The 14,130-nt window shown below is 69.7% G+C and carries 12 protein-coding genes; 2 read left to right on the top strand and 10 right to left on the bottom strand.

Annotation, left to right across the window (positions count from 1 at the left end; all coding sequences use genetic code 11):
- Positions 1–18: 18 nt before the first annotated feature.
- The 8 genes from QPK32_RS14180 to wrbA all read right to left on the bottom strand — a co-directional run bounded on the left by QPK32_RS14180 (position 19) and on the right by wrbA (position 10,642).
- Positions 19–2,049, bottom strand: a complete 2,031-nt coding sequence (locus QPK32_RS14180) for a methyl-accepting chemotaxis protein (protein WP_290413469.1) — start codon at positions 2,047–2,049, stop codon at positions 19–21.
- A 123-nt stretch (positions 2,050–2,172) separates the two neighbouring features.
- Complete coding sequence (locus QPK32_RS14175; protein WP_290413468.1) at positions 2,173–4,005, bottom strand: ABC transporter transmembrane domain-containing protein; 1,833 nt, start codon at positions 4,003–4,005, stop codon at positions 2,173–2,175.
- A gap of 28 nt (positions 4,006–4,033) precedes the next feature.
- Complete coding sequence (locus tag QPK32_RS14170) at positions 4,034–5,113, bottom strand: carotenoid 1,2-hydratase (RefSeq protein WP_290413467.1); 1,080 nt, start codon at positions 5,111–5,113, stop codon at positions 4,034–4,036.
- Positions 5,113–7,710 (bottom strand): FtsX-like permease family protein, encoded by a 2,598-nt coding sequence (locus tag QPK32_RS14165; protein WP_290413466.1) that lies wholly within the window; start codon positions 7,708–7,710, stop codon positions 5,113–5,115. Before QPK32_RS14165 ends, QPK32_RS14170 begins: the two co-directional genes overlap by 1 nt.
- Positions 7,698–8,192, bottom strand: coding sequence for a DUF4124 domain-containing protein (locus tag QPK32_RS14160; RefSeq protein WP_290413465.1), 495 nt, complete (start codon positions 8,190–8,192; stop codon positions 7,698–7,700). The genes QPK32_RS14165 and QPK32_RS14160 overlap by 13 nt, the downstream gene beginning before the upstream one ends.
- A 13-nt stretch (positions 8,193–8,205) precedes the next feature.
- Entirely contained in the window at positions 8,206–9,636 is a 1,431-nt protein-coding gene (locus QPK32_RS14155) for an FAD-binding oxidoreductase (RefSeq protein ID WP_290413464.1), read from the bottom strand.
- The gene (locus QPK32_RS14150; protein ID WP_290413463.1) at positions 9,629–10,027 is read right to left on the bottom strand and encodes a DUF2069 domain-containing protein; all 399 of its coding nucleotides are present in this window, start codon (positions 10,025–10,027) and stop codon (positions 9,629–9,631) included. Before QPK32_RS14150 ends, QPK32_RS14155 begins: the two co-directional genes overlap by 8 nt.
- Positions 10,028–10,030: 3 nt before the next feature.
- Positions 10,031–10,642: an NAD(P)H:quinone oxidoreductase gene (gene wrbA, locus QPK32_RS14145; protein ID WP_290413462.1), complete on the bottom strand. Its 612-nt coding sequence runs from the start codon at positions 10,640–10,642 to the stop codon at positions 10,031–10,033.
- 99 nt (positions 10,643–10,741) lie between these two features.
- Between wrbA and QPK32_RS14140 the strand changes: the two genes are divergently transcribed.
- Positions 10,742–12,139, top strand: coding sequence for a YihY family inner membrane protein (locus QPK32_RS14140; protein WP_290413461.1), 1,398 nt, complete (start codon positions 10,742–10,744; stop codon positions 12,137–12,139).
- A gap of 185 nt (positions 12,140–12,324) precedes the next feature.
- Here the strand turns inward: QPK32_RS14140 and QPK32_RS14135 are convergent, their stop codons facing one another.
- Together QPK32_RS14135 and QPK32_RS14130 are read right to left on the bottom strand one after the other, a co-directional pair.
- Positions 12,325–12,633 (bottom strand): DUF962 domain-containing protein, encoded by a 309-nt coding sequence (locus QPK32_RS14135; protein WP_290413460.1) that lies wholly within the window; start codon positions 12,631–12,633, stop codon positions 12,325–12,327.
- Between the two features lie 16 nt (positions 12,634–12,649).
- Positions 12,650–13,393: an alpha/beta fold hydrolase gene (locus tag QPK32_RS14130; protein WP_290413459.1), complete on the bottom strand. Its 744-nt coding sequence runs from the start codon at positions 13,391–13,393 to the stop codon at positions 12,650–12,652.
- 204 nt (positions 13,394–13,597) lie between these two features.
- Here QPK32_RS14130 and QPK32_RS14125 point away from each other — a divergent pair, with 204 nt between their 5' ends.
- Positions 13,598–14,050 (top strand): CBS domain-containing protein, encoded by a 453-nt coding sequence (locus QPK32_RS14125; RefSeq protein WP_290413458.1) that lies wholly within the window; start codon positions 13,598–13,600, stop codon positions 14,048–14,050.
- The last annotated feature ends 80 nt before the right edge of the window (positions 14,051–14,130 follow it).

Here is a 14,130-nt window from a genome sequence, read left to right as displayed (position 1 = left end):
ACCGCGCCGCCGGCGCTGTCAGTATTGCGACAGGGCGCGGCGCTCGTCCGGCTCGATGGCGGCCAGCGCTTCCGACTGGTCCAGCTTGAACAGGCGCACCGAACGGGCCAGCGCGGCGGCCTGCTCCTGCATCGCCTGGGCGGCGGCGCTGGCTTCCTCGACGAGGGCGGCGTTCTGCTGGGTGACCTCGTCCATCTCGCCGATCGAGCGGTTGATGTGCTCGATGCCCGAGCTCTGGTCGGTGCTGGCGGAGCTGATGCGCGCCATGATCGCCGTGACCTGCTCGGTGCTGGCCAGCACGTCGTTCATGGTGGAACCGGCTTCCTGCACGAGGCGGCTGCCCGCGTCCACTTCCGCGGTCGACGCCTGGATCAGCGACTTGATCTCCTTGGCCGCGGCGGCGCTGCGCTGGGCCAGGTTGCGCACCTCGCTGGCGACTACGGCGAAGCCGCGGCCCTGTTCGCCGGCCCGTGCCGCTTCCACGGCCGCGTTCAGCGCCAGGATATTGGTCTGGAAGGCGATGCCGTCGATGACGCCGATGATGTCGTTGATCTTGCCCGAGGACTGCTTGATCGTGTCCATGGTGTCGATCACCTGGCGCACCATGCGGCCGCCTTCCTGGGCGACCAGCGAGGTGTTCACGGCCAGCTGGTTGGCCTGCTGGGCGTCGCCGGCGTTGCGGCGCACGGTCTCGGTCAGGTCCTGCATCGAGTTCGCCGTGGAGGCCAGGCTGGCCGCCTGTTGTTCGGTGCGGGTGCACAGGTCCAGGTTGCCCGTCGAGATTTCGCTCGAGGCGTTGGCGATCTGCTCGGCGCCATGGCGCACCTGGCCCACGACCGAGGACAGGCCGCTGCTGATGCTGTTCATCGCCTCGGCCAGCAGGCCGATCTCGTCGCGGTTGGCCACGTTCATCGACGCGGTCAGGTCGCCCGGGGCGATGCGCACGGCGGTGTCGCGCGCCTGCTCCAGCGGGCGGGTGACGATCTTCGTGACGACGGCGTACAGGATCGCGGCGAACAGCGCCAGCGCGACGAGGCCGACGACGATGTAGCGGTTGCGCAGGCTGTCCGCTTCGCGGGTGATCTCGTCTTCGTAGGTGCCGCCGGCGATGACCCAGTTCCAGTCCTTGAACAGGGTGAACGCGACGACCTTGGTGCGCGCGCTGGTCTCGCCCGACTCGGCGTTCTGCCACGGGTAGGTGATCAGGCCGTCCTTCTTTTCCAGGATCTCCTTGATGAACTCGCGGCCGTCGGCGTCGCGGCTGGCCAGGATGTTCTGGCCTTCCTTGGCCGGGTGCACCAGCAGGTCGCCCAGGGTTTTGCCCGGCGCGGCGTTGAGCACGTAGTAGTAGCCGGTCTCGCCGACCTTCATCTTCTTGATGCGGTCCTTCAGCGAGGCGATGTCGGCGTCGACGTCCAGGCCGATGTACAGGATGCCGATGACGCGGCCGCCCGCGTCGCGGATCGGCTCGTAGTCGGTGACGAACTGCTTGCCGAACAGCTTGGTCAGGCCCACGTAGGGCTTGCCGGCGCGGATGGCGGCATAGGCAGGGCTGGCGCGGTCCAGCACGGTGCCCACGGCGCGTTCGCCGTTTTCCTTCTTGACCGAGGTGCTGATGCGCACGAAATCGTCGCCGCTGGCCACGAAGATGGTGGCGTTGCCGCGCGTCTGGCGCGTGAAGCGGTCGGGGATCGTGAAATCGAGGTTCAGGGGACGCCCGCCTTCGCGCAGCGTGGGCACGCTCTTGTCGCCCACAGTGACCATCGCGCCTTCGTCGAGCGAGAACTGGCCCTCGAAATTGGTGGCGAAGATGCGGCCAAAGCTGGCCGCCTGGCTCGTCATCGCCTGATTGAACAGTTCGACGGCATTGACCACGCTGCGCAGTTCCGTCTGCACGCTGGCCACGGCACGGTCGTGCAGCATGTGCGAGGTGGTCCAGCTGATGACGAAGACCAGGCCGGCGAGGATCACGCTGAGCAGGCCGAACGTGAAACCGGTGATCTTGGACCCGACGGTCCAGTTCTTGACACTGAACGAAGTGTTAGTCATGGAGGAATCGATAAATTCGGTAAAGTCTCCATGGTATGTCAAGTGTCCGCGCGGAAACAAAAAAATGGCGGTTTCCGACGCGTCCATACAACAAAAAGTTATCAAACAATGCTGTTTGGTAATTTATATTTCGTTATTAACATGGACGTTATGAAATTGTAAAGCTGCCAAATTGGCATAAATGCCGCCTAGCGCGACCAATGAGGCGTGGGTTCCGGTCTCCACGATCCGTCCGTCTTCCATCACGATGATGCGGTCGGCGCGCTGCACGGTCGCCAGGCGGTGCGCGATGATCAGCGTGGTGCGTCCGACCATCGCCGCTTCCAGCGCACCCTGCACCAGGCGTTCCGACTCGGCGTCGAGGGCGCTGGTCGCCTCGTCGAGCAGCAGCAGCGGCGGGTTCTTCAGCAGCGCCCTGGCGATGGCGATGCGCTGGCGCTGGCCGCCGGACAGGCGCACGCCGCGCTCGCCCAGGAAGGAGGCGTAGCCTTCCGGCAGCCGCTCGATGAATTCGTGGGCGGCCGCCAGCTTCGCCGCCGCGACGACTTCGGCGTCGCTGGCGCCGGCGCGGCCGTAGCGGATGTTTTCCATCGCATTGGCGGAGAAGATCACCGTGTCCTGGGGGACGATGCCGATCGCATCCCGCAGCGTGTGCAGCGAGAGGTCGCGGATGTCGACGCCATCCAGGCGGATCGCGCCCGATTGCGGGTCGTAGAAGCGCAGCAGCAGCTGGAACAGCGTGGTCTTGCCGGCGCCCGAGGGGCCGACGATGGCCACCGTCTCGCCCGGACGCACGTCCAGCGCGACGTTCGCCAACGCCGCGCTTTCCGGACGCGAGGGATACGAGAAGTTGACGCGGTCGAGCAGGAGGGCGGCGCCGCCCGCGGTGCGCGCGGGCAGGCCGCGCGGCTGGACCGGGTCCTGGATGCTGGAGCGCACGGCCAGCAATTCCATCAGGCGCTCGGCGGCGCCGGCCGCGCGCTGGGCTTCGCCCATCACTTCCGACAGCGCGCCGATGGCGCCCGACACGATCGACGCGTACAGGATGAACTGGCCCAGGTCGCCGCCCGTCATGCTGCCTTCCAGGACGGCATGCGCGCCCAGCCACAGCACGAACACGATGGCGCCGAACACCAGCACGATGGCGAGCATCGTCAGCACGGAACGGGCGCGGATGCGGCGCATGGCGGTGGCGAACGCGCCCTCGACCGACGCGCCGAAGCGCTGCGACTCGATGGCCTCGTGGGTAAAGGCCTGCACGGTCGGCATGGCGTTGAGGATCTCGCCGGCCAGCGCGGAGGCGTCGGCGATGCGGTCCTGGGAGTCGCGCGACAGCGTGCGCACGCGCCGGCCGTACAGCACGATCGGCACGACGGTCAGCACCAGCAGGCCCAGGATGATCGACGTGAGCTTGATGCTGGTGACGAACAGCATGATCAGGCCGCCGGCGAACAGCAGCGTGTTGCGCAGCGCCAGCGAGATGCTGGTGCCGACGACGGTCTGGATCAGCGTCGTGTCGGTCGTCAGGCGCGACAGCACTTCGCCGGTGCGCGTGGTCTCGAAGAATTCCGGGCTCTGCACGACCACGTGGCGGTACACGGCGCTGCGGATGTCGGCCGTGACGCGCTCGCCCAGCCACGACACCATGTAGAAGCGCGCCGCCGTGGCGAGGCCGAGTACCGTGGCGACGCCGAACAGCGCCAGGAAGGTGGCGTTGACGTTCTGCGGGTTCGCCCCGCCTGCGGCGGCGCCGAAGCCATGGTCGATCATCTGCTTGAACGCGTAGGGGATCGCCAGCGTGGCGCCGGCGGCGACCAGCAGCGCGATGGCGGCCAGCAGGAACTGGCGCCGGTAGGGACGCAGGAACGGCAGCAGGCCTTTCAGGGCGGCGAGGGCGCCCTTGCGGGCGGCGGTAGGGGTGTCGGGCGGTGTCGTGCGGGTGGTGCCGTTGCTCATGGTGTGGTGGTTCGATTGATCTTGTTGCTTATAACTTCATGGCCGCCACGTAGCCGGTCAGCTCGAGGTAACCGCGTCCCACGGGGCGCCCGTCGCGGCTGGCCGTGACGGCGCCTTCCCAGTACACGGCGCCCGTGGAGCGGCGCGAATCGAGTTCCTGGTCCGCTTGCAGCGCGTCGATGCGCCACGCGCTGCCGTCCAGCGTCAGCACGGCCGCCACCGGGTAGGTCGCATTGGTGCGCGGCGACGTCCAGGTCTTCTGCGGCGCGAACCGTACCTGGTCGGGGCCGTACTGCGTGACGCGTCCTTGCGCGTCGCGCAGCGCCGCGTGGGCCCACAGTGTAGCACCGCTCTTGCTGCGGATCCGGAAGGCCATGAGGGCGCCGCCGTCGTCGAGGTTGATGCCGGTCCAGTCCCAGCCGGCGGCGTCCGGGTCCAGCACCTGGCTGGACCACTCGTGGTCGAGCCACGCGGTTCCCGTGACAGCCTGGGAACGGCCCTTGCTGCCTGCCCAGGCCACGTTGCCGTCGACCCGCAGGTGCGGCTCGCTGTAGTAATAGCTCGCGTGGTCCGGTTGACGGCCCTTGCGCGAGTAGCCGTTTTCGCCCTGCAGCATGGGCTTCTGGGTCGGCGTCAGGGTCAGGGTGTAGGACAGTTCGCCCGAGCGCACCACCACGCGGTAGCGGCCGTCGGCGCCGCGGCGCATGCTCCAGTCGTCCAGCTTGACGTCCGTGTCGCCCGTCTGCGCGTAGGCCAGGCCGAAGCCGGCGCGCGCGCTTCTCTGGTCGTGCACGAGGTGGCCCAGGGCCGGGTCGGACAGCGCCGCATGGCCGATGATCAGCTGGGTGGGCGCGAAGGCGCTGGGGTTGGCGGGATCGTGTTCGCTCCTGCTGCGGAAGAAGGTGACCTGGAAGCCAAGGGGTTTGCCATCGGGCGTCCGCAGCCAGCCCGTCACGTACCACCATTCCGTGCGGTGGTCGGGGTGGGCGCCGAAGTCGGCGGGGAAGGCCAGGGCGCGGCCGGGCACGACGGGCGCAAAGGCCGGCGGTGCGGCGAGGGCGTTGGCGGCGAGCGCCAGCAGCAGGAGCAGGGAACGGAGGATGCGCATCACCAGTCCTCCCGCACGGCGCGCACGGGGCCGCCGGACAGCGCGTAGCGCCCGGACACCAGTGCCGTCGCCACCGAGGCGGCGACCAGCACGGCGGCCACGCCGCCGATCAGCGGCCAGGGCAGGTGCAGCTGCATGGTCCAGTGGAACGATTGCGGATTGACGACGTAGACGAGGATCAGGCTGATCGCCAGGCCCAGCACGAAGCCGGTGAGCACGCCCAGCAGCGTCAATGCCCCGCCTTCGATGGCGAGGATGCCGAGCACCTGGCGCCGCGTCACGCCCACGTGGCGCAGCATGCCGAATTCCTTGGCGCGCGCCAGCGTCTGCGCCGAGAACGTCGCGGCCACGCCGGACAGGCCGATGGCGATGGCGATCGCCTCCAGCAGGTAGGTGACGGCGAAGCTGCGGTCGAAGATGCGCAGGCTGACGGCGCGGATGTCGCCCGGCCGCGCCAGCGTCAGCGCGGCGCCGAACGGCAGGGCGCGGACCAGTGCCTCCACGCGCTCGACGGGCGTGCCCGGCGCCGCGTACAGGGCGGCATCGGTGACGTCGGCGTCGCCCGACAAGGCGCGGTAGTCGCGCCGCAGCACGATGACGGAACCCGTCTGGTTGGCGTAGTCGCGCCATACGCCGGCGACGAAGAACGCCTGCGGCTTGCCGCCCAGCGGCAGGGTGAGCACCTGGCCCGGACGCACGCCGTACAGGTCCGTCATCGCCTCCGACACCCAGGCCGGCCGGGCGCCAGGCGGCGGCGTTACCGATGCGCCGACGAGGGCCAGCAGGCGGCCCGGGTCGGCGGGATCGATGTCGCGCGCGACCAGCGTCACGGCCGGGCGGGTGGGATCGAGCGACAGGGGGCGCGTGCGCAGGAACTGCACGTCGTTCACGCCCGGCAGGCGCGCGAGGGCGGCTTGTTCGCCCGGGCCCAGCGCGCCCGTGCCGCCGCCGCTGCGCACGTACAGGTCGGCCGGGAGGATGTGCAGCATCCAGTCGTCCACCGACACGCGGAAGCTGGCCACCATGATCCCCATCGCCACCATCAGGCTGAAACTGGCCAGCACGCCGCCCAGCGCGATCGACGCCTGGCCCGGCGCGTTCGCCAGGCGCGCCAGCGTCAGCGCCAGCACGGGAGAATGGCGCGCGCGCAGCCCCGGCGAACGTTCGAGCGCGCGGAAGGCGACGGCCGCGAGGCGCGGCATCAGGCCGATCCCCCCGACCAGCAGCAGCGCCACGGCGACGTAGCCGAACAGTGGCAGGCCGCCCACCGGCGGCGCGAACGCGCAGGCCGCGGCCAGGCCGAGGCACAGCAGCGCGGGCCAGATGCGCGCCAGGCCGGCGAGCGCCGTCTCGTCGTTGCCGGATTTAAGCGCGATGGCGGGGCGCGCGCGGGCCGCCTCCAGAGCGGGGGCCGCGCAGCCCAGCAGCGCCACGCCCAGGCCCAGCGCGAAGAACACGCAGGCCGCGACGGGCGTAAACTGCACGCGCGGCTGCACGCCCGTGAAGTAGCCGGCGCCGAGGTCGCCGCCGAACAGCGCCAGCGCCGCCGCGGCCAGCGTATAGCCGCCGAGGATGCCCAGCAGGGCACCGATCACGCCCAGGCTGCCTCCCTCCAGCAGCACCTGGCGCAGCAGCGCGCGGCGCGGGAGGCCCAGGGTGCGCAGCAGCGCGAACTGGCTGCGCCGGCGCAGCACGGACAGGGCCTGCGTGGAAAACACGAGGAAGGCGCCCGTGAACAGCGCGACGAGGGCCAGCACGGTGAGGTTCACGCGGTAGGCTCGGCTGAGGTTCTGGTTGCGGCTTTCCTGGTTGGCGTCGTTCGGCTCGCCCACGGTGAAGCGGCCCGGGTAGTCCCGGTCCAGGTCCGCCTGCAGCTGGCGCTGGAACGCGGCGCGGTCGACGCCGTCGCGCAGCTTCAGGTCGACGCGCGTGAGCTTGCCCAGCTGGCGCAGGCGCCATTGCAGGGCGCCGATGTCCATGACGCCGATGCGCTGGCCGCTGCGGGCGCGCAGCACGGGGCCGGCCACGCGCAGTGCCACGTCGCCGGTGCCGGCGCGCACTGTCACAGTACCACCCGCGGTGCCGCCCGCTGCGACGCCGAGCCAGGCCTGGGCCGCCGGCGACAGGAACAGGGCGTCGTCGGCCAGCACGTCGTACGGCCGGTCGGCGGACGGCACGCCCGCCAGGTCGGGCGAGATGAAGCCGGCGCGCAGCGCGTCGAGGCCGACGATCTTCAGCGTGCCCCTGGCCGCCGCGGATGTGCCGGACAGCGCGGCATCGATCTCGAGCACCGGGGAAGCGACCGCCACGCCGTCGCGCGTCGCCAGGCGCGGGTAGATCGCCTCGTCGAACTGGGCTTCGCGCCCCGCGACCTGCACGTCGGCCTGGCCCGCCAGGCTTTGGACGGCGCTGGAGAATTCGTTGAAGGCGGCGGCGTTGATCAGGTGGATGGCGAAACCCATCGCGACGCCCACGGCGATCGCGACGATGGCCAGCAGCGCCCGCATCGGGTGCGCGCGCCATTCGCCGAACAGCAGCCAGCGCGCCAGTTGGCGCGAACTGCGTTGGCCCGCACTGCGCTGGTTCAGGCCGGGCATTCCACCGCCAGTGTCTCCGCCTGGCGCCGCGCCTTGCGCAATGCCGCTTCACGTTGCGGGCTCGGCGCGCGCGCCGCGTCCTCGGCCGCCCATTTGCTGCGCAGCTTCAGCTTGTCGCACTGCTTGCGCCGGTTGGCGGCCAGGCGCTCGCCCCGTTCGGCTTGCTGCTGCTCCTGGTATTCCCTCTTCAGGCGCGCCTGGCGCAGCCGTTCCGCCTCCTTCTCCTGGGCGATGCGCAGCTTCTCGATCTTGAGCAGCGTGCGCGCGTCGTTGGTGGGCGGGGTGTTCTTGCCCGGGATGTCGACGCCGATCGCCAGCGGCGGCATGGCGATCTGTTCGCCTTCGCCGCAGGGCCGGTCGCTATAGGTGGTCTTGCCGTTGAACTGGCATTTGTAGACGGGGTCGGCGGCCAGGGTGGCGGTCGATGCCGTGCCTGCGAGGAGCAGGACGGCCAGCAGGGGGAGGAAGCGGATCGTGGTCATGGGGTTCGCCTGGTCAGAGAATTTTGCCAGGGTTCATGATGCCGAGCGGGTCGAGCGCGGCCTTGAGCGCACGCATCAGGCCCAGCTCGACGGGCGATTTGTAGCGCGCCAATTCCTCGCGCTTGAGGGCGCCGATGCCGTGTTCGGCCGAGATCGAGCCGCCGAACGCGGCCACGCCGTCGTGCACGATGCGGTTGACGGCTTCCTGCTGCGCGAGGAAGGCCTCGTGGTCGACCCCGGGCGGCGGGGCGATGTTGTAATGCAGGTTGCCGTCGCCCAGGTGGCCGAAGCACACCACCTGCACGCCGGGCCAGGCGGCGTCCAGCCGGGCATCGGTGGCCGCGATGAAATCGGCGATGCGCGAGATCGGCAACGAGATGTCGTGCTTGATGTTCTTGCCCGCCCTGGCCTGGGCCGGCGAGATGCGCTCGCGCAGCGCCCACAGCGTGCGCGACTGGGCGATGGAGGACGCCACCACGGCGTCGCGCGCGATGCCGTCTTCCAGCGCCGCGCCGATCGCGCGTTCGAGCAGGGCGACACCGTGGGCCTCGGACTCGTGGCTGGAGACTTCCAGCAGCGCGTAGTGCGGATGGCGTTCGCGGAAAGGTCGCGGCAGTTCGGGGAAGTGCGTCGTCACGAGCTGCATGCAGGTGTCGCTCATCAGCTCGAAGCCCGTCAGCGCCGGACCACAGGCCGCGTCGGCCAGCGCCAGCAGGGCCAGCGCGTCGGCGGGCGAACCCAGGGCCACGAAGGCCGTGAGCGCCGCCTTCGGCTGCGGGAACAGTTTCAGCACGGCGCCCGTGATGAGGCCCAGCGTGCCTTCGGCGCCCACGTACAGGTCGCGCAGGTCGTAGCCGGTATTGTCCTTGCGCAGGCCGCGCAGGCCGTCCCAGGTATCGCCGCCGGCGGTGACGGCTTCCAGGCCCAGGCACAGCTCGCGCGCGTTCCCGTAGCGCAGCACGCCCGTGCCGCCGGCATTCGTCGCCAGGTTGCCGCCGACGGTGCAGCTGCCTTCGGAGGCCAGCGACAGCGGAAACAGCAGGCCCGCGTCCGCGGCGGCCTGCTGGACGTCCTGCAGGATGCAGCCGGCGTCGACGGTGATCGTGCGGTTGGCGGCATCGATGGCGCGGATGCGGTTCATGCGCCGCAGCGACAGCACGATCGCGCTGCCGGAAGCGTCCGGCACGCTGCCCAGCACCAGGCCCGTGCGCCCGCCCTGCGGCACGACCGGCACGCGGTGCTCGGCGCAGGCCCGCACGACGGCGGCCACCTGCGCCGTATCCGCCGGCAGCACGACGGCGCGCGCGCGGCCTGTGAAGCGGCCGCGCCAGTCGGTGAGGAAGGGTGCGGCGTCGGGGCCGGCGAGGACGTTGTCGGGCCCGACGATGGCGCGGCAGCGTTCGAGGAAGGGGGCGCGCACGGAACCGCTCGGTTGCTCAATCATGCGGCACTTTGACCTTGTCGAGCAGCTCCTTGGCGAGCTGCTGGGCCTTTTTCTTGTAGGGACGCAGGTACAGCAGGGCGAACACGAAATACGCGCAGACGAGCAGCGCCTCGCCCAGCGCCATCAGGCGCGACAGTTCCGACTTGTCGCTCCAGGCGCGTACGACGCCTTCGACGAAGTACACGAGGATCACCATCGACGACCATTGCAGCGTGTACAGGTCGCGCTTGATCACCCCGCGCAGGGGTAGCAACAGCGGCAGCGCCTTCAGCACCAGCAGCGATCCGCCCGGGTGCAGCGGGGCGACGGCGATTTCCCAGGCCAGCAGCCAGGCGCCCAGCAGCACCAGGCTGGTCACGGCGCCCGTATGGAACAACCGATGCAATTGCATTGCCTACTCCATCCCATCCAGTTTGCGGCCCGCCAGCGCGAGGCGCCGGCCGAGCGCGATCGCGAGCCGCTTTTCGTCGTCCGTCAGCGCCCGGTTGCCGTCCACGCCGGACCAGTGGGTCGCGCCGTAGGGGCTGCCGCCGCTGGCCGTGGTCATCAGCTCCGGCTGCGTATAGGGCAGGCCCATCACGAGCATGCCGTGGTGCAGCAGCGGAATCATCATGGACAGCAGCGTCGACTCCTGGCCGCCGTGCAGGCTGCCGGTGGAGGTGAACACCGCGGCCGGCTTGCCGGCCAGCGTGCCGGACAGCCATTGCGCGGACGTGCCGTCGAGGAAATACTTCATCGCCGCCGCCATATTGCCGAAACGCGTGGGTGAACCCAGTGCCAGGCCGGCGCATTCGGCCAGGTCGTCCAACTCGACATAGGGGGCGCCGCTGGCCGGGATGTCCGGCGCGGTCGCTTCGGCCACCGTCGACACCGCCGGCACCGTGCGCAGCCGCGCCTCCATGCCGGGCACGCTTTCCACGCCCTGGGCGATCAGTTCGGCCAGGCGGCGCGTCTTGCCGTGCCGCGAGTAATACAAGATGAGGATAATCGGGTTGGTCGGGTTCATCGTTGGTATTATAGGGCGCTTTACATTGTGACACGCCCGCGCCGCACCATTTTCGCCACGGCGCGGCGCCCTGCGATCCGATCGATGCCGTCCAAAACCATGCAACCGCTGCCAGGCAGGGGAATCGAACCCGCCGGCACCGCCTTCGACCGCGTGCGCGGCCTCACCTGGGCCGAAATGCGCGACCTCGTGCGCTTCGCCCGGCGCCGCCTGACCGAGGAAAAGCTGCCCCAGGTGGCCGGCAGCCTGACGTTCACCACCACCCTGTCGATCGTGCCGCTGCTTACGATCGTGCTGGCCATTTTCACGACCTTTCCCGTGTTCGGCCAGCTGCGCACGGCGCTGGACAATTATTTCGTGCAGATGCTGATGCCCAGGGCGATCGCCAACACGATCATGGCCAACCTGACCCAGTTCGCCAGCAAGGCGACGGGGCTGTCGGCGGTCGGCGCCGTGGCGCTGCTGCTGACGTCGGCTGCACTGATCGGTACCATCGAGCGCGCCTTCAACCAGATCTGGGACGTCAAGGAGCCGCGGCCGCTGGTGCAGCGCGTCCTGGTCTACTGGGCGCTGGTCACGCTCGGGCCGCTCGCCTTCGGCATCTCGCTGACCATCACCTCGCAGCTGTTCACGGCCACCAATGGTCTCACCACGGCCGTGCCGCTGCTCGGCGCGCTGTTCTACACCTTCGTCTCGCTGGCGCTGACGACGGCCGCCTACGCGCTGCTGTACATGACGGTGCCGAACCGCGCCGTGTACTGGCGCGACGCCGTGTGGGGCGGCCTGGTCGCGGCAGTCGCGTTCGAGGTCGCCAAGCGCGTGTTCGCCGTGTTCATCCGCCAGTTCCCGACCTACGCGATCATCTACGGCGCCCTGGCGGCGCTGCCCCTGTTCCTGCTCTGGCTGTACCTGTCGTGGATGATCACGCTGGTGGGCGCGCTGCTGACGGCGGCGCTGCCGGTGGTGAAGTACGAGCGCTGGTGGTACGAGCCCGTCCCCGGCGGCGCCTTCGTGGACGCGATGGCGATCCTGAAGGTCCTGCACGGCAGCGCCCACCTGACCGGCACGGCGCTGGTGACGCCGGCGCAGATCCGCGCCCATACGCGCATCGGCTACGACGAGACGAAGGCGCTGATCCAGCGGATGGTGGCGGCGGGCTGGGTCGGGCGGGTGCAGGCCGAGGCGCCGGCGGCGGCGCGCTGGAACATGCGCCAGCTGCGCAGTGCGCGCCTGGCGATGGACAACTGGGTGCTGCTGCTGGACCCGAACCTGATCCGCCTGTCCGACGTGTACCGCATGTTCGCGTTCGGCGGCGCCGGCGGCATCGACGCGGGGCCGGCCGGCGAAGGCGTGCCGGACACGCCGCTGGCGCTGGACGCCGGCACGCTGGCGCGCCAGGTCGAGGCGGCCGTGGAGGCGGGCCTGGACCAGACGCTGGCCGACCACTTCGCCTCCGTGCGCGGCGCCGCGGCCACCGTCGCCGCCGAACGTGCCTGATGACCGGCTGGCAAGCCGAGGTGGCGCGCGCCACCGTCTCCGCCCTGGAACCGGACCCGATCGATCGCCGCTTCGCGGATCCAGCGGGAGGTTGCCACCAATGTGCAAGGCAGGGATGCAGCGGGACGGGGGCGCGGGAGGCGACCGGGCGGCCTGCTGCGCTAAGAGCCGCGCTACCAGTCGCTCTACCAGCTGAGCTTCCCGGTCAGCATCTGCCAGTACATGACCCAGTCGGCCCGGAACGAATACCATGGGTGGCCGAAGGTGGCGGGGCGGTTCTTCTCGTAGAAGAAGTGGCCGATCCAGGCCCCGCCGTAGCCGCTGACGAGCGCCACCAGCAGCCACCACGGGTTCAGGCTGTCGATGTACTGGGCGATGCCGGCGATGGCCGACGAGGTGCCGATGAAGTGGGCGCGCCGGCACAGGCGGTGCTCGTGCTGGGCCAGGTAGTACGGATAGAATTCGGCGAAGGTGGTGTAGCGGACGGCTGCCATGGCTTGTCTCCGGGCGTCATCGTGCGTCGGCCCCGGCGACCTCGCGGGCGAATGCCGCCAGCGCTGCCAGGATCGCGTCGGATTGCTCGGCCATCAGCGCATGGCCGGCATCCACGGTGACGATTCTGCCATGCGGCAGGGCATCCGTCAGGGTTTTCGCCTTGCGTGGCGGCGTCATGCGGTCCTGGCTGCCCTGGACGAACAGCACCGGGCAATGCACGGCCGCCGCCGCCGCCGCGGCGCCATTCGCATAGGTGTTGCAGGCCTGGAGGTCGGTGTGCAGCAGGCCGGCGCCGGGCGCCGCCTGCGCCAGCCGGCGCATCAGGGCGCGCGTGGCGTCGGCTTCGGCCGAGCTGCCGTCCGCGTGCGACCATTGCGCCACCATTTCGATGGCGGCCGCCTCGTCGTCGCGCGCCGTGCGGAGCAGGGCGTCCGATACCGCCATCGGCCAGGTGCTGCCGAGCAGCGCGAGGCCGGCAACGCGCCGTGGTGCGCGGTGCGCCGCCTCCAGCGCGACGAGCGATCCCATGCTGTGGCCGGCGAGCAGGGCGGATGCGATGCCGGCGCCGTCCAGCCGGGCCAGCACCCAGTCGGCCATGTCCTCGACGCTGGCGAGGGCCGGGCCGGGCGTGGCGCCATGGCCGGGCAGGTCGGGCGCCAGCACCTGCCAGCCGCGTGCCGCCAGGCCGGGGACGATGGGCGCCCAGACGGTGTGGTCGTTGAGGGCGCCGTGCAGCAGAACGAGGGTCGGTGCGCGCATTTTTCGCTCATCCATGCAGGGGAAATGGCGGCATGCTAGCATCCGTTAGCGCTAACCGTACCAATTAATCATCATCGCTTGAAAAAAAATCGCGCATAGTCGCACCAGCGTGGGGCGTAACGCTGGATTTTTTGGGGAGCATGGGCTAGAGTCCGCATTATGAGTAATACAACGCCGCAATCCTCTCCTATCAAGGGGGTCAACATGAAGGTTTCCGAGATCCTGCAGGTCAAGGGCGACATTCTGTACACCGTGTCTCCGGACACGGCGTTGGCCGATGCCGTCAACACGATGTCCGAACGCGACATCGGCTCGCTCGTCGTGATGGAATACGGCGACCTGGTCGGCATGCTCACCTTCCGCGAAGTCATCCAGGCCGTGAACGCCAATGGCGGCACGGTCGGCGCGGGCACGGTGCGCAAGCACATGGACGAAGCCCCGATCACCGTCACGCCGGACACCGAGGTCAACGAGGTGCGCCGCATCATGCTGGAAAAGCACGCGCGCTACCTGCCGGTGATGAACGCGCGCACGCTGCTGGGCGTGATCTCGTTCTACGACGTGGCCAAGGCCGTGCTGGAAGCGCAGAGCTTCGAGAACCGCATGCTCAAGGCCTATATCCGCGACTGGCCGGCCGAGCCGGTGGCGGAAGACTGATCCGCTTGCGCTAGCCGGTAGCTGGTTGCCGTAACGCCATCGCCCCTGCGCAGGTGAACTGACCCAGGTTTGTTAGACGG

This window comes from Massilia sp. YIM B02763 (genome assembly GCF_030412015.1).
Taxonomy (GTDB): domain Bacteria; phylum Pseudomonadota; class Gammaproteobacteria; order Burkholderiales; family Burkholderiaceae_D; genus Telluria.
Note: the sequence above shows the minus strand (reverse complement) of the source record. Positions and strands in the feature narration are given on the sequence as shown.